The sequence below is a fragment of the Metabacillus herbersteinensis genome, assembly GCF_042433335.1.
Taxonomy (GTDB): Bacteria; Bacillota; Bacilli; order Bacillales; family Bacillaceae; genus Metabacillus; species Metabacillus herbersteinensis.
The window spans coordinates 1-14,443 of sequence record NZ_JBHLVO010000020.1; the positions used below are offsets into that span (position 1 = coordinate 1).

At 39.2% G+C, this 14,443-nt stretch carries 14 protein-coding genes, 1 tRNA gene and 2 pseudogenes; 14 read left to right on the forward strand and 3 right to left on the reverse strand.

Annotation, left to right across the window (positions count from 1 at the left end):
- Positions 1 to 246: 246 nt before the first annotated feature.
- Positions 247 to 762 carry a group II intron maturase-specific domain-containing protein gene (locus ACFFIX_RS18470; protein WP_378936612.1) on the forward strand — a complete coding sequence of 172 codons (516 nt, stop codon included), beginning with the start codon at positions 247 to 249 and terminating at the stop codon, positions 760 to 762.
- A gap of 95 nt (positions 763 to 857) precedes the next feature.
- Here ACFFIX_RS18470 and ACFFIX_RS18475 read toward each other — a convergent pair whose 3' ends face one another.
- Complete coding sequence (locus tag ACFFIX_RS18475; protein ID WP_378936614.1) at positions 858 to 1,103, reverse strand: hypothetical protein; 246 nt, start codon at positions 1,101 to 1,103, stop codon at positions 858 to 860.
- A 327-nt stretch (positions 1,104 to 1,430) separates the two neighbouring features.
- Here ACFFIX_RS18475 and ACFFIX_RS18480 point away from each other — a divergent pair.
- Positions 1,431 to 1,619 (forward strand): annotated as a pseudogene (locus tag ACFFIX_RS18480) (GNAT family N-acetyltransferase); the annotation flags it as partial.
- A 384-nt stretch (positions 1,620 to 2,003) separates the two neighbouring features.
- On the opposite strand, the gene ACFFIX_RS18485 reads toward ACFFIX_RS18480, so the two are convergent.
- Positions 2,004 to 2,077 (reverse strand) — tRNA-Gln (locus tag ACFFIX_RS18485).
- Between the two features lie 289 nt (positions 2,078 to 2,366).
- Between ACFFIX_RS18485 and ACFFIX_RS18490 the strand changes: the two genes are divergently transcribed.
- From ACFFIX_RS18490 to ACFFIX_RS18505, 4 genes and pseudogenes are all read left to right on the forward strand, one after another.
- Entirely contained in the window at positions 2,367 to 3,368 is a 1,002-nt protein-coding gene (locus tag ACFFIX_RS18490) for a DUF3231 family protein (RefSeq protein WP_378936616.1), read from the forward strand.
- A 154-nt stretch (positions 3,369 to 3,522) separates the two neighbouring features.
- On the forward strand, positions 3,523 to 3,993 hold the full coding sequence (locus tag ACFFIX_RS18495) for a DUF3231 family protein (protein ID WP_378936618.1): 471 nt from the start codon (positions 3,523 to 3,525) through the stop codon (positions 3,991 to 3,993).
- Positions 3,990 to 4,391: a DUF3231 family protein gene (locus ACFFIX_RS18500; RefSeq protein WP_378936620.1), complete on the forward strand. Its 402-nt coding sequence runs from the start codon at positions 3,990 to 3,992 to the stop codon at positions 4,389 to 4,391. The genes ACFFIX_RS18495 and ACFFIX_RS18500 overlap by 4 nt, the downstream gene beginning before the upstream one ends.
- A gap of 20 nt (positions 4,392 to 4,411) precedes the next feature.
- A pseudogene (locus tag ACFFIX_RS18505) lies at positions 4,412 to 4,731 on the forward strand (hypothetical protein); the annotation flags it as partial.
- Between the two features lie 397 nt (positions 4,732 to 5,128).
- Here ACFFIX_RS18505 and ACFFIX_RS18510 read toward each other — a convergent pair.
- Positions 5,129 to 6,328 carry an ROK family protein gene (locus ACFFIX_RS18510; protein ID WP_378936622.1) on the reverse strand — a complete coding sequence of 400 codons (1,200 nt, stop codon included), beginning with the start codon at positions 6,326 to 6,328 and terminating at the stop codon, positions 5,129 to 5,131.
- 311 nt (positions 6,329 to 6,639) lie between these two features.
- On the opposite strand from ACFFIX_RS18510, the gene ACFFIX_RS18515 reads away from it, so the two are divergent.
- The 8 genes from ACFFIX_RS18515 (at position 6,640) to dgoD (ending at position 14,368) form a co-directional block, all read left to right on the forward strand.
- Entirely contained in the window at positions 6,640 to 7,482 is an 843-nt protein-coding gene (locus tag ACFFIX_RS18515) for a sugar phosphate isomerase/epimerase family protein (protein ID WP_378936624.1), read from the forward strand.
- The gene (locus ACFFIX_RS18520; protein WP_378936626.1) at positions 7,482 to 8,387 is read left to right on the forward strand and encodes a sugar phosphate isomerase/epimerase family protein; all 906 of its coding nucleotides are present in this window, start codon (positions 7,482 to 7,484) and stop codon (positions 8,385 to 8,387) included. Before ACFFIX_RS18515 ends, ACFFIX_RS18520 begins: the two co-directional genes overlap by 1 nt.
- Positions 8,388 to 8,440: 53 nt before the next feature.
- Entirely contained in the window at positions 8,441 to 9,130 is a 690-nt protein-coding gene (locus ACFFIX_RS18525; RefSeq protein ID WP_378936628.1) for a bifunctional 4-hydroxy-2-oxoglutarate aldolase/2-dehydro-3-deoxy-phosphogluconate aldolase, read from the forward strand.
- The gene (locus tag ACFFIX_RS18530) at positions 9,111 to 10,127 is read left to right on the forward strand and encodes a 2-dehydro-3-deoxygalactonokinase (RefSeq protein ID WP_378936630.1); all 1,017 of its coding nucleotides are present in this window, start codon (positions 9,111 to 9,113) and stop codon (positions 10,125 to 10,127) included. Before ACFFIX_RS18525 ends, ACFFIX_RS18530 begins: the two co-directional genes overlap by 20 nt.
- 45 nt (positions 10,128 to 10,172) lie before the next feature.
- Positions 10,173 to 11,171 (forward strand): tripartite tricarboxylate transporter substrate binding protein, encoded by a 999-nt coding sequence (locus tag ACFFIX_RS18535; protein ID WP_378936632.1) that lies wholly within the window; start codon positions 10,173 to 10,175, stop codon positions 11,169 to 11,171.
- 98 nt (positions 11,172 to 11,269) lie between these two features.
- Entirely contained in the window at positions 11,270 to 11,713 is a 444-nt protein-coding gene (locus tag ACFFIX_RS18540) for a tripartite tricarboxylate transporter TctB family protein (protein ID WP_378936634.1), read from the forward strand.
- A 15-nt stretch (positions 11,714 to 11,728) separates the two neighbouring features.
- Positions 11,729 to 13,207, forward strand: coding sequence for a tripartite tricarboxylate transporter permease (locus ACFFIX_RS18545; RefSeq protein WP_378936636.1), 1,479 nt, complete (start codon positions 11,729 to 11,731; stop codon positions 13,205 to 13,207).
- A gap of 12 nt (positions 13,208 to 13,219) precedes the next feature.
- The gene (gene dgoD, locus ACFFIX_RS18550; RefSeq protein WP_378936638.1) at positions 13,220 to 14,368 is read left to right on the forward strand and encodes a galactonate dehydratase; all 1,149 of its coding nucleotides are present in this window, start codon (positions 13,220 to 13,222) and stop codon (positions 14,366 to 14,368) included.
- Positions 14,369 to 14,443: the final 75 nt, after the last annotated feature.

Below are 14,443 nucleotides of genomic sequence, written 5' to 3' on the forward strand. Positions count from 1 at the left end.
AAAGACTTACCCGTCACAAGAAAAAGGCAGAACATTTTCTAGGTAGAATTTCGGAACAAAATCCCAAACTCTTTAAACATTGGGATATAGGTATCAAGCCTACGGCTGAATAATGGGAGCCGGATGAGCTGAGAGGTTCACGTCCGGTTCTGAGAGAGACTACTGGGGAGGTTCCTGTGGTCTACTTGCCTTGTTTGTTGTTTTCAATATAAAAGTGAAGCTGAACAATTCTTCCATTCCTTAAAGTTGAGGTTAAAGAAATTTAACCTAGAAATAGCTGAGGACAAAACTAAAATTATTCCCTTTGGACGGTTTGCGGAGATAAATGCAAATCAAAAGGGGAGAAGTAAACCAGATACCTTTGATTTCCTTGGCTTTACTCATTACTGTGGGAAAAGTAAACAAGGCAATTTTCGAGTGAAAAGGAAATCAAGCAGGAAGAAAGTCCGGGGAAAACTAAAAGAAACTAAAGAATGGTTGAAGAGTAATAGAAGTAAAGATATTCATATGATTATGGATAGATTTAAGCGTTCACTGATAGGTTATTATAACTACTATTGCGTTACTGATAATACCCAAAATGTAAACAACTTCAAAGATAAAATCGAGTATTTACTGTTTAAATGGCTCAATAGAAGAAGTCAAAGAAAGTCCTTCACATGGGATAAATTCAGATTATTTCTTAATAAATATCCGCTACCTTCTCCAAGGATTAAAGTGAATATTTATGATTTAAGAAAAGAAATTAACTACATTCTGTAAATGATGACTTGGAGGAGCCGTGTGCGTTAATTGCGCAAGCACGGTTCTGTGAGGGGGGTGGAGTACAATCTACCGTAAGGTAGAAAGACTCCCTTCTACTCGACTACTTTAAGAAGGAGTAAAGCTATTTCATCTTCAACTAAAGTGGCAGAATAGTTGAACAAGAAATTAGAAGGTAAATACTGATACTTTAGAAAAAAGGTAATATAAACTCTCAATTTGAAGAATTGAATGGCATTACTTAAATAAGTAATTACCCATTTTTCATATGCAGTTGTTAAGATAAATAGGTATAAGTGAACGGAGGGATAAAGTGTTAATACTAGTTTTGTTAATAACAATAGGCGTGGGAACAATCATTGGATACCTTAGAGAATTATCAAAGCAAAACAAGAAAATAATAGAATTGTTGGAAGAAGGTAGAAAATAAACACTGCTTCTTCAATTAACGGGTGCGTTAGTTGAAGAAGAATTAAGTGATTTATGAGTGAGGTCAGATTTTAGTTATTCAATTAAAGGGCGCTTATCCGTTGTAGGTAAGTGTCTTTTTCGTTGGTAAAAATGATTGATATAGTTATCTGGATTTGGTACTAAGCAATAGGGCAGTTTAATTGAATAAAGAATTACTCATTAAAGTAGCGTAATGTATATAAAAAGGGGCGAGAAGATTGGAAAAAGGCATCCTACCAAAAGTAACATTAAGAGAACTTACATTAGGAGATGTGGAAGACAGTTATCAATGGTGATTAGATATAGAAGTAACAAAACATCTTTATATGCCAGACCAATATCCTCCATTTAGTCGAGTAGAGACAAAAAAATGGTTAGGGCTGTGCGTAAACAGAACAAATTTTTATATCTAAGTATTCTTAGGAGGTATCATATGAACGAAAATAAAAATTTTATACATACTATTACATTCCTTCCCATTTTAAGTAACTTGATTTTTACTCTTAATAAAGCCCATCAATAATTAGAAATTCTTTCACATTAGACTGCTGAACGGAAAAAATGATGTTTTTTATTATCTAAAATTTAACAAATTAATTATGATTACATAGCTACCTAACCTCTTTTTGCCGATAAATATCTTTATGTTAACTAAATTTGTATATAGGATTCATCCGATACTATGAGATCTTGTTCAACTAAAAAACCACCTATACGGTGGTTTCAAAAGTGTAGCAAATAAAATTGTCTAAATTCATTATTATGTAGGAAATTGTTTTAGGTGAAAGTTTTGGCTGGACTAGCTGGATTCGAACCAACGATCACGGAGTCAAAGTCTGTTGCCTTACCACTTGGCTATAGTCCAACAAAATCCCCTTTAAAGGGGATAAGTATTATTAGTAACGGTTTTGTTGATTTTGTTGTTGACCTGAACTTTGTTGTACTTGAGCTGTAGCTTGGGCTTGCTGAACTTGTTGTTGAGCTCGTTCAAGCTGTTGCTGGGCCTGTTGCAATTGTTCTGGATTTGCATTAGCTTGAGCAGATTGAACAGCCTGTTCGTTATTGTTGGGGCAATATCCGCATTTTGAATACTATAGCAGGGTCTTAGGGATATTAATAATTAAAATTGTTTTGTAGTAGGAGGGGTTTTAAGAATGACAGAACATCAAACTAAACTTACTTCTTCAGAGATTTCAAGCCTATGGATGACGTATCAGTCTAGTACAATGATTATTTGCGGTGTGAAGTATTTTTTAGCAACCGTAAAAGATGAAGATATACGTGTGATCTTAAAATATGCTTTAGACTATTCAGAAAAACGAGTTCAAACCGTGACACAAATCTTAAACTCGGAGCAATATCCAATCCCAATCGGTTTTACGGAGCAGGATGTTAATACAGAAGCACCTCGGTTGTTTTCTGATACGATGATGCTGATTTATATGTTGAATATGGGAAGGATGGAACTAACAGCGTGTAGCATGATGCTTACTTTTTCTGCACGAGATGATATTGCTGCTTTCTACACAGATTATTTTACAGAGTCAAATGAGCTTATGAACAGGGCGAGGAGAATAGCCTTAATAAAAGGTATTTTTACTCGACATCCCTATATTCCGACACCAGGGCAAGTAGATTTCGTAAAGAAACAAAGTTTTTTAGCCGGTTGGTTTGGTGATCAGCGCCCATTGTTAGGAATTGAAATTGCCAATCTTGTGTACGATGCAGAAAGAAATGCAATAGGTGAGGCTTTGATTACGGGATTTAGTCAGGTTGCAAAGTCAAAGGAAGTTCGTCAATATATGTTGCGAGGAAGAGAGATTTCAGCGAAGCATTTTGAGGTTTTTAGCTCTATTCTACACGAGGAACACCTGTCAACTGCGAAAAATATGACATCGGAAGTAACCAATTCCACTTTATCCCCTTTTTCCGATAAGCTTATGATGTTTCACGTTACAGGGTTAAGCGCATCCGGAATCGGTCAATATGGAATTGCCATATCTGTTAGTCCAAGACGTGATGTAGGAGTGATGTACACTCGTTTAATTGCTGAGATTGCGAAATACTCGGAAGAGGGTGCCAATATTATGATTAATAACGGTTGGATGGAAGAACCACCAAAAGCAGCAGATCGTGATGAACTAGCAAAGGAATAATATGGAGGTAGGCTTATACAAAGTGAACAAAATATTAAATTAACTTCTGCTGAAATTTCTCAACTATGGTCTAATTATATGAGTGACAGTATGTCAGCTTGTGGTTCTTAAATATTTTTTAGAGAAAGTCGAAGATATTGAAATCCTGCCTATATTGGAGTACGCATTGGAGTTAGCACAATCGCATCTTCAAAAGCTTACATTCATTTTTAACAGTGAAAAATTCCTAATTCCATATGGCTTTAAAGATCAAGAAGACGTTGAGGTAACTGCTCCACCATTGTTTTCGGATACGTACTATCTTTTTTATCTGCAGCAATGGGGGCAGATGGGGTTGGATGGTTATAGTATTTCGTTGTCTTTAGCTGCACGTTCAGACGTATTCGAATATTTTTCGGAATGTATTGATGAATCGAAGGAACTTCTAAAAAAAACGGTTAATGTTTTACTATCAAAAGGGCTTTACATACGTGCCCCGTATATTGTAACCCCAAAGAAAGTTGATTTTATTAAAAAACAAAGCTTTTTGACAGGTTGGTTGGGAGAACGCAGACCACTAACTGCTTTAGAAATAACGAATCTTTATGCTAACCTTCAAAGAAATGTGTTAGCAGGGCTACAGTGATTGGTTTCAGTCAAGTTGCTACATCAAAAGAAGTGGGTCGCTTTTTGAAAAAAGGAAAAGAGATTGCTTCTAATCATATAGAAGTTTACAGTTCCATTTTAACTGAAAATACCCTTCCTACTTCTGTTTCTTGGGATACTGAAGTATCGGATTCAACAGTATCACCTTTTTCTGATAAATTAATGATGTTTCATTTCAATTCAATAGCTTCCCGTGCCATAGAATATTACGGGACAAGTTTGTCAGTAACATCCCGACGTGATTTATCGGCACATTACATACGAATTATGGGGGGAGTACTAAAATACGTAGAAGACGGAATAAACATCATGATTGATCATGGTTGGATGGAACAACCTCCTCGGATGATTGACCATGATGAATTGGCTAACACTTAGAAGATGATGAAATGGAGTAAATAGATAAACTGGAAAGCATCTTTTGGAGTGTGGCATTACCAGGATTTGCTCAACTATTAAATGGAAAGTTTCTCAAAGGATTCCTATTCATTTTTTTAGAATTCTTAATAAATGTGCAATCAAATTTTAATGAAGTAATCATGTTAAGTTTTCATGGGAATATTCTGGAAGCGATTGACAGAACCAATTATCAATGGCTGATGTTTTACCCCTGTCTTTATATGTTCGCCATGTGGGATGCTTATTAAGATGCAGGCGGTAGAAAAGAACCTTTTTCATTTTACCGTTTGTGTTTTCCGCATATTTCATAACAATTGGTTAAATCTATTCCTCAACGTTTACTGGAAGATCCTTTTTTATTGTCTATAAGAAGCAATGACAGAAATCGTTTGTGTCACCCAGTGGTCTGGATCTTGCACGCTGTATCCTGATTTTTATTGGGCCGAGCTTTCCCCGTATATCTTTTCTTCTTTGACTAGTAAATGCTTTAACACTGCTGGTACCTAGATCAATTCCAATTACATATTTCATCGCCAGCCTCCTTGATATGAAAGGGTTTGCATTTTCCGGGAATATATTACTATATTTGTTTTTAACCCAGCGGACAGTCAGCGTAACTTTTTCGCTGCTGCCTAGCAAAGGGAGTTCTTAAAAAGAATGCTGGCGGTGTGAAGTTTTAGCAACCGCCGCCAAATGGGGTTTATTAAAAATATAAATTAATTAATCGTAACTCTGGTTTTTTTAAATAGTTGTGAGATAGCAATCGATGCTGCTCCTAAAAAGATTGCATCATCCCCTAGCTGAGAGAAGAGGATCCGGAGCTGTTTTTCGTAATAAAGACTTGCGCGCTGTTTGACCATTTGTGTGACAGGCTGAATCAACCACTCCTCAGCGGCTGCCATTTCCCCCCCAATTATCACTAATTCAGGGTTGAGAATCCGCACAAGATTGCTGATTCCAATGCCAATATTTTTCCCGATACTCTCAAAGAGGAGAATGACATGTTTATTTTCTTCCTTCGCAAGCTCTACGAGTACGTCCATATCCGGACTGGTCTTTCCGAAACGATGTAGATGCTCTGTGATTCCATCTATTTGTGCCGCCTGGTGTAAGAGCGGTTTTACAGAGGCATAATGCTGCCAGCAGCCGACATTGCCGCATTCACAAGTTTCCCCTTGAATGTAAAATGTTGTATGACCTACCTCTCCGGAAAAGCCGAGCTGGCCCCGATAAAGTTCTTTATTTAACATAATGCTGGCTCCGATACCATGGCCAATACTTATATAAAGCATATTTGTGGAATCTCTGCCGAGCCCAAACTCTGTCTCTCCTAGAGCCCCTACCTTTGCTTCGTTATTCACGACAACAGGTAGGGAAAAGTCATTTTCAAGCATTTTTTGTAACGGGACATTCTTCCACTTTAAGGTTGGAGCGATGAGGATAGTACCGCTTTCATCGATTGTCCCAGGGAATGCGACGCCAATACCTACGACACCATAATGGCTATCCGGTACTTTTGATATAAGGCTTTGAATGGTACGCTTTAAATGTCCGTAAATATCATCCTGAGAGATTGTGTTAAGCGGTACCTCAATTCTTTCAATTATCGTACCTTGCAGATCTGTCAATATAGCTGAAATGAGGTGAACCTTTAAGTTGATGCCAATAGAAAAGCCGGCACGACTATTTAACATTAGGATTACTGGCTTTCGACCTCCGCTGGATTCACCAGGTCCTGTTTCATATACAAAGTGACTTTCAATTAATTCATTGACTAGGTTTGAAACCGTTCCTTTATTCAGTCCGGTGATCTTACAGACTACAGCGCGGGAGATAGGAGAATGCTGTCGTATCGCCTCAAGAACAACGGTTTTATTTATTTCTTTAACGAGGAATTGGTCACCCGTTAATGCCATAGTATCACCTTCTTTATTTCAATCAATAGTAATATCAAATATAGTATAATTCTTTTAAAAAAATTTATCAAACTTAGTTTAGCCTATGGACAAACTAAGTTAAGTAATGTTAATATTCAGAAAGTAGCTAACTTAGTTTATCCTCCGGATAAACTAAGCGATAGTATGAAATAGGTGTCGTCCATGAACGAAAGAGCTGAAAGCACTCCAAATTTTTTTTTTTTGAGAAAAGTAAGCGCTTCATTCAATCAGCGATTAGCTGTCGTAGGCTGCATTTATTAGGTGACAGAACAGAAGGGGGAGAGAATACATTGTCCATTCTATTTGGATGTCATGGTTCAACGTGGGAGTTAGATTATGATAAAGAGACCGATTATCTAGGCCATATTATCAGTGTGGTTGAGAAAGCTGGATTTAAAGGAATCGATGTTCAAGTCTCATTACTTGGAAGATTTAAGAATGCACCTGAACTTCTCAAAGAGGAATTAGCGAAAAGAGGTTTAGAGCTTGCTGCCCTTACACTTCCATTCAGTTGGAGTAATCACCAAGAAACAGAGGAAGAGCGGAAACTAGCAGACTATTTTATGGAGTATTTGAAGCATTTCCCCAATGCGATTATGAATATTGCTCCAAGAGTCGGGCTAAACCGTGACCATCTGTTAGAGCGGCAAAGGGATATTATTCAATGCGCAAATGCCCTTGCTAAGAGGGCTTATGATCAAGGAATCGTTTGCTCGTTTCATCCAAGTTCTCCTCCAACTTCATATTTTAGAACGGAAGAAGACTATAAAGTCCTTTTTGAAGGATTAGACTCAAGATATATTGGCTACACACCTGATGCCGGTCATATTGCCTTTGGGGGAATGGATGTTGTCAATATCTACAAAAAATATCTGCCATGGATTAAGCATGTTCATTTTAAAGATGCCTCATTCAAGCCTGAGTGGAAAACGATGGGCGAAGGTGCCATTGATTTTCCGCAGATTGTCAGTATGCTGGCGGAGCATTGTTATAAGGGGTGGATCATGGTAGAGGAAGAGACGAAAGAATCTGAGGCAAACCCTGATAATGCTGTCGTAAACATCGGGGACTATATGAGAAATCATTTAGCTCCCATTGTTAAAGGAGTAACTGTTAAAGGAGTAACGTCGTGATGAAAAAAACGTTATTCCTCCCTACATTGCTCATATCAGAAGTTTATCATCCATACTGTCTTGAAAAAGGGTCTACTGCTAATTTAATAGAGAAGCTAGCAGAGGATGGCTTTTATCGGGCGGTCGAAATCGGGTATGGGTATGATCCGCAAGAACGGAAGCAAATCTTGACATCAGCAGAGAAAAATAATTTGATTGTTACCCAATGGCTGACCTCTTTAATTAATGAGAAAAATCTCGATGTTTCAGCGATTGAACCGCAAAAAAGACGGGAATCCGTAAAGCAGATAAAAGAAAGTTTATATGCAGCAGCGGAGTGCGGTGCATCTAATATTGCATTTATTAGCGGTCCAGACCCGGGAGTGCAACTACGAAAAGATGCTGCAGAGAGCTTTTATCAAACTTTATCAGAGATTTGCGAGGAAGCCACACAATATAATATGAAAGTTTTGGTTGAGCCGCTTGATCGCGAGGCACATAAAAAACGTTTCTTAGGTCCTACGAGTGAGGCAGTCTCATTATTTGCAAGAGTGAGAGAGTCGTATCCGAATGTTGGTTTCGCTTTTGATACCGCTCATGCAGCCTTAAATGGTGAAAATATTTACGAAGCTTTAGAATTAGCAAAGCCCTATATTAATCAGTTGCATTTTTCAAACGCAGTTTTAGATGTAGAACATGAATTGTATGGAGATCACCACATGCCGATTGGTAGACCCGGCTTTTTAGATAGTGAAACAATCAGCAGTATTTTGTGGAAAGTAGAAGAGCTAGAGATTCAAGCAGATCAGGGACTTCGTGTATCAATCGAAGTTCGAGGTACAGAGAAACAAGAGCTTCATACGAATGAAAAAGCAGTAAGAGCAGTTTTAGAAAAAGCATTATTTACTGTAGGAATTCAAGGCTAGAGCGGCGGGAAATGCTCACCATTTAACCGAAATAGTAGGAGGAGGTTGAATCGATGACGACAAACACATTAGAAGAAATAAGAAGGACAAAGTTAGTGGCCATCATCCGCAGCCACTCTTCTGAAGGAATTGAGAATACCGTAAGGAGTCTTTATAAAGGCGGAATCCGTGCGGTGGAAATAACGATGAATACGCCAGGCGCTCTCAATGGAATTGAAAAAGTGAAAGAGCAGTATCCTGACTTGCTAATTGGCGCAGGTACGGTACTAGATGCGGAGACGGCAAGACTTGCTATTTTGTCAGGTGCCAGCTTCTTACTTGCCCCGACGCTGAATAAGCGAACAATCGAAACAGCGAATCGTTACAATGTACCGATGATACCAGGTGTATTAACCCCTACTGAGGCGTTAGCGGCTTATGAATATGGGGTAAAAATGGTAAAAATTTTCCCGATCAGTCACCTGGGGCCTAAATATCTTTCTGATCTAAAGGGGCCGATGCCGTTTATCGAAACCATGGCAGTAGGCGGTATTTCATTAGACAATGCCGGCGACTATGTAAAGGCAGGAGCAAGTGCTTTAGGAATCGGCAGTACGCTCGTTAATGACAAGCTCGTACAACAAGGTGATTTTACAGAAATTGAAAAACGGGCAGCCAGATTCGTAGAAATCATAAATGAATTTCAATCACCAACTGAAATACAAGAGAAAAGCGGTGATGGATATGAAGGTAATTTTAATTGACTCCGGCACGACTAATTCAAGAATTAGGTTAATGGATCAAGAAGCAAGCACAATCATCGATTCTGAAAAGGTTCTGATTGGTGTAAGAGACACAGCAATTAAAGGTGACAACAAGAATTTGATAGAACAACTAAAAAAGGGAATCCAGCGATTGCTGACTAATAATCATCTTGCATCTACTGATATTAATTATATCGCAGCTTCAGGGATGATTACTTCGAATCTAGGAATCTATGAAGTTCCCCATATCGACAGTCCTGCGAGCCTTAAGGACTTCGCAGAGAATTCGATAGTTATTAAGCTGGAAGAATTCTTTAATATCCCATGTATCTTTATTCTAGGAATGAAAAACACGGTAAACGTGGACTCAGATGATTTGATACCAGGTATAAATGATTTCGATGTGATGCGCGGCGAAGAAGTGGAATCCTTCGGCCTTCTGAGACAATTTGATGTTAATGGAAGAGGAATGATGGTACTCCCGGGTTCCCATACAAAATTTGTCGCGGTAGACGAGCAAAGGTCATTAGCGTATTGTTTATCGACATTAGGAGGAGAAACCCTTCTGGCACTACAGAAAGAAACGATTCTATCAAGTTCACTCGAACAAAAGCTGGTTGAAAGTATAGATGAAGAAATGCTTGAAGCAGGGTTTAAAGCAGCGAAACAGTATGGTTTAACAAGAAGTTTTTATCATATTCGCTTACTTCATTTATTTACTGACTTGGATGCGAATCAACGGGCGAACTATTTAGTAGGATCAGTTATCTACAATGATATCGAGGCTCTTTTGCAATCGGTGGAAGATAGGGAAGAAATAAAATGGTTCATTGTCGGAGGATCAGATCCTTTAAGGAAGGCGTTTGCTCATTTATTAAGATATTTAAATAAAAATTGGAAAATCATTGAAGCTAACAATCAACAAGTAGAATATTCACTCGTATTTGGTGCTAGTGAAATTATTTCAAAGTGTAGTCAATTGTACTTTAATGAATGAAAGCGCTCTAAAAAACAAGAGAATCTAAATAAGGTGGGGGAAAATATGAAAAAGCCATTGAAAATGTTTGGAGCCGTAAGCCTGTCAATTATGCTAGCAGTTTTAGCCGCATGTAGCAGTGAAACGAGCAAAACTGGTTCTGAATCTAGTAAAGACTCAGAGTTTCCGCAAAAATCTATTACCTTAATTGTCCCTAGTACGGCTGGCGGGGGAACAGATACAACAGCAAGAGCGTTAGCAGCAGAAGCTGAGGAATATTTAGGTCAACCAATTGGTGTCGTAAATAAGCCTGGCGGCAGTGGATCCATAGGAATGACAGAAGGAGCAAATGCCAAGGCAGACGGCTATACCGTAACAATGGCTTTTGTTGAATTAACCATGTATGAACACCTAGGGCTTTCCCCACTTACTCCAGATCAGATTAAGCCAGTTGGATTAATCAATTTTGACCCATCAGCGTTAACTGTTGCCGCTGATGCTCCATATGACACGTTAGATGAATTCATCGCCTATGCAAAAGAAAATCCAGGGAAAGTAAAAATCGGTAACTCTGGTACAGGCTCCATTTGGCACATCGCTGCAGCAAGTCTAGAATCAAATGCTGATATTAAAGTAAATCACGTACCATTTGAAGGTGCAGCGCAAGCGACAACCGCACTAGTTGGTGGCCATGTGGATGCTGTTACAGTAAGTCCAGCAGAGGTAAAAGCACAGCTTGATGCAGGAAAAGTGAAAACACTAGCGGTTATGTCAGGTAAACGATCAGACATCATTCCGGATGTACCGACATTTAAGGAAGCTGGTTTGGATGTTGAACAAATCGGTACTTGGAGAGGTTTAACCGTTCCAAAAGATACGCCTGATGAAGTAGTAACTGTTTTGGAAGATGCGTTTTTAAAGGCTGCTGAAAAGGAAAGTTTCACGAAATTCATGTCCAATAGTGGTCTTGGTATTCAGTTGAAAAGCGCTTCCGAGTTTAAGACATATATGAAAGAAAACTACGACTTGTATGGAAAAGTCATCTCTGGACTTGATTTAAATTAAAAATAAAGAGTAGGAGATTGGGAGTTTCCCAATCTCTAATTTTCAAAATTTAACTTGGTACATAGGGGCAAATTTCTCAACTAGGGGAGTGAAAATAGATGAGGATTCCAAACATCATTTGCGGATTCATTGTTATGTGTATTGCAGGGTTCTTTTACGCGCAGTCCTATCAGATTAAAGAAGTGAATGTTGCAGAAATAGGTCCGATTATCATGCCAAGGATTTATTGCGGATTATTGATCGTTTTAGGCGGAATTGTAGTGATTCAAGGGTTATTAGATAAGAGTGCGAAAGAGGAAAGGGAAAACACCATGGGCTATGCAGCTGCATCGATGGGGTTTGTCCTACTGTATATTCTTTTGATTCCATTTACTGGTTTTTATCTTTCCACCGTATTGCTTGTTGCAGGATTATTATTCTTTTCAAAGGTTCGTAATAAAATCTTGCTCATTTCCGTTCCTTTAGGGGCTACACTATTTATCTATATAGGTTTTGAAAAACTATTAAAAGTGGCCATTCCTATAGGTTCGTTATTTTCATAGGTGGAGGTGTATGACATGAATTTATTAGTAGAAGGATTAACGAATATAATGCAGTGGCAAGTTCTGTTGACGTTAGTTGTTGGGACGATTATCGGAATCACGATTGGTTCGTTACCAGGGTTAACATCAACGATGGGGGTTGCCGTGATTCTGCCTGTAACCTTTGGGATGGAGCCTGTTACAGGGATTTTATTGCTTATCGGTGTGTATTTTGGTTCTGTCTACGGTGGTTCCTTAACGGCCATTTTGATCAATACGCCTGGTACTCCTGCTTCGGCAGCAACGGCGCTTGATGGTTATGCGATGGCTAAACTAGGATTAGCCCATAAAGCATTAACGATATCAACCCTTGCATCAGCAATTGGCGGGACCTTAAGTGTCATCGTGTTGATGTTTGTGGCGCCACAATTAGCAAACTTTGCTCTAAAATTTAGTGCTCCAGAGACATTTGCGCTCGCGTTATTTGGTTTATCGATTATATCGAGTTTAGCTGGAAAGTCTCTTATAAAAGGACTTATTACAGGGATTCTCGGCTTGTTAATCGCCACCATTGGTTTAGACCCGATGGTCGGAGTGCCGAGGTTTACTTTCGATAGAATGGAACTAATTGGCGGCGTGAATTTTATTCCGATCATGATTGGGTTATTTGCTGCTTCAGAAGCATTTAAATCGATGGAGGATGCTTTTTCGACTCGAAAACTTATTATTACGGTAGAAAAGGTGAAATTGAAGTGGAGTGAATTTAAAACGTTAATTGGCACCATCCTTCGCTCAACGGGAATCGGTACGTTTATTGGGATGATTCCAGGTGCAGGTGCGGACATTGCTGCATTTGTCGCCTATAACGAAACCAAACGTTTTTCAAAAAGTAAAGAGCAGTTTGGAAAAGGGGAACCAAGAGGTGTTGCAGCACCAGAGTCAGCGAATAACGCGGTAACGGGCGGAGCGATGATCCCATTATTAACATTGGGAATTCCAGGAGATGCTGTTACGGCCGTCCTTTTAGGCGCATTTATGGTTCAAGGAATACAACCTGGTCCGATGCTGTTTGAAACAAACGGCCCCTTGGTCTATACCTTATTTATTGGTATGCTTCTTGCGAATCTTCTGATTATAATTATTGGTTTACCGGGCATACGTCTATTTACGAAGATTTTACTTGTACCTAAGGCCGTGTTAACACCACTTATCTTTGTTCTTTGTATTGTTGGCGCTTATTCGTTAGGGAATAGCTATTTTGATGTGCTTGTCATGTTTATTGCAGGTGTAATTGGCTATTTTATGTCTCGATATGACTTTCCGGCTTCTCCATTAATATTAGGACTTATTTTAGGACCAATGATGGAAAGTAATCTCCGTCGTTCGCTCGTAATGTCTGAAGGGGATATTAGTATCTTTTTCACAAGGCCAATATCAGCCGTGCTATTAGTGATAGCAATTATTACTTTGTTTACACCAATTATCGCAAGGTTTTTCAAGAAGTCGAGAGCATAGGGAGGGTTTAATATGAAAATTCGTAGTTATGAGCTTTTTCAAGTTCCACCGCGCTGGTTATTTTTAAAGATAGAAACGGACGAAGGAATTGTTGGCTGGGGTGAACCGGTCATCGAAGGCAGGTCTTCTACGGTTAAGGCTTGTGTTGAGGAATTAATGGAGTATTTAATTGGAAAGGATCCGTTACGAATTGAGGATCACTGGAATATGTTATATCGGTCCGGCTTTTACCGCGGCGGTCCGATTCTGATGAGTGCGATTTCCGGAATTGATCAAGCCCTTTGGGATATCAAGGGAAAGTATTTTAATGCTCCTGTTTATCAGCTGCTAGGCGGAGCTTGCCGTGATTCGATAAAAGTCTATTCCTGGATTGGCGGCGATCGGCCAGCCGATGTAGGTCAAGCGGCGAAAAGTGTCGTCGATGCTGGGTTTACCGCCGTAAAAATGAATGGCACAGAAGAACTGCAATACGTTGATTCCTACGAAAAGATTGATCAAGTTGTGGAACGTATTGCGGCAGTCCGTGAAGCGGTCGGTAATTATATTGGAATTGGCATTGATTTTCATGGCCGGGTACATAAACCAATGGCGAAGATTTTAGCGAAGGAATTAGAACCCTTCCGCCCGATGTTTATTGAAGAACCTGTACTTTCAGAAAATAATGAAGCCCTTAGAGAAATTGCGCAGCATACTTCCATTCCAATCGCTACAGGTGAAAGGATGTTTTCACGTTGGGACTTCAAATCCGTTCTTGCTGATGGATATGTAGACATTATTCAGCCTGATTTATCACATGCTGGAGGAATAACCGAATGCAAAAAAATTGCTTCGATGGCAGAGGCCTATGATGTTGCCCTTGCTCCACATTGTCCATTAGGCCCGATTGCTCTAGCTTCTTGTCTTCAAGTAGATGCGACGGCACATAATGCGTTTATTCAAGAGCAAAGTTTAGGTATCCATTACAATCAAGGCAGTGATCTGCTGGATTATGTAAAGGATGCAGCTGTCTTTGAATATAAAGATGGGTATGTCAGCATTCCTCAAGGTGCGGGGTTAGGGATCGAGATTGATGAAGAATACGTAAGAAAACAGGCCGAAGTGGGTCATAATTGGAAGAATCCAGTTTGGCGCCATAAGGATGGTAGTATTGCAGAATGGTAGATAACCGAACAGAATGATTTTTCAAAAGACAATAGCATAACGTGACGAAACCATTTTTAAAAAGGCATATGTAGC

What these genes read in the sequence shown, in the direction of transcription:
- ACFFIX_RS18490 (WP_378936616.1), top strand. Translation starts at nt 2,367, where the DNA reads ATGACAGAACATCAAACTAAACTTACTTCTTCAGAGATTTCAAGCCTA.
- ACFFIX_RS18510 (WP_378936622.1), bottom strand. Translation starts at nt 6,328, where the DNA reads ATGGCATTAACGGGTGACCAATTCCTCGTTAAAGAAATAAATAAAACC.
- ACFFIX_RS18520 (WP_378936626.1), top strand. Translation starts at nt 7,482, where the DNA reads ATGAAAAAAACGTTATTCCTCCCTACATTGCTCATATCAGAAGTTTAT.
- ACFFIX_RS18525 (WP_378936628.1), top strand. Translation starts at nt 8,441, where the DNA reads ATGACGACAAACACATTAGAAGAAATAAGAAGGACAAAGTTAGTGGCC.
- ACFFIX_RS18530 (WP_378936630.1), top strand. Translation starts at nt 9,111, where the DNA reads ATGAAGGTAATTTTAATTGACTCCGGCACGACTAATTCAAGAATTAGG.
- ACFFIX_RS18535 (WP_378936632.1), top strand. Translation starts at nt 10,173, where the DNA reads ATGAAAAAGCCATTGAAAATGTTTGGAGCCGTAAGCCTGTCAATTATG.
- ACFFIX_RS18540 (WP_378936634.1), top strand. Translation starts at nt 11,270, where the DNA reads ATGAGGATTCCAAACATCATTTGCGGATTCATTGTTATGTGTATTGCA.
- ACFFIX_RS18545 (WP_378936636.1), top strand. Translation starts at nt 11,729, where the DNA reads ATGAATTTATTAGTAGAAGGATTAACGAATATAATGCAGTGGCAAGTT.
- dgoD (WP_378936638.1), top strand. Translation starts at nt 13,220, where the DNA reads ATGAAAATTCGTAGTTATGAGCTTTTTCAAGTTCCACCGCGCTGGTTA.